Annotated in this window: 1 pseudogene; it reads left to right on the top strand. The window is 45.1% G+C overall.

Annotated features, from left to right (window positions below):
- Positions 1-277, top strand: a pseudogene (locus tag AAEZ00_RS21120) (endonuclease); the annotation flags it as partial.

Raw genomic sequence — 277 nt, 5'->3', positions numbered from 1 at the left:
CGGTTATAGCTACAACGCATTCCGTATTTTACCGACCAACATAATTACTGCTGGCGATTTTATCCGTGTAAACGATCGTACCGATGCGCCTACAGTGGCAGATATGGGCGACATTCGCGTAGCGAGCTTTAACGTGTTGAACTTCTTTAATGACGTTGTTGGCGGTGATGCTAATCCATCAAACAGCAATCGTGGTGCATTAATCGAAGAAGAAATGGTGTTGCAGCGTACTAAAATAGTGAATGCGCTTGTCGCCATGAATGCTGATGTTGTTGGC

It is taken from the genome of Shewanella sp. S1-49-MNA-CIBAN-0167 (assembly GCF_040310145.1).
GTDB lineage: Bacteria > Pseudomonadota > Gammaproteobacteria > Enterobacterales > Shewanellaceae > Shewanella > Shewanella psychromarinicola.
The sequence above is the reverse complement of the archived record's forward strand: the minus strand, read 5'-3'. Positions and strand labels throughout refer to the sequence as shown.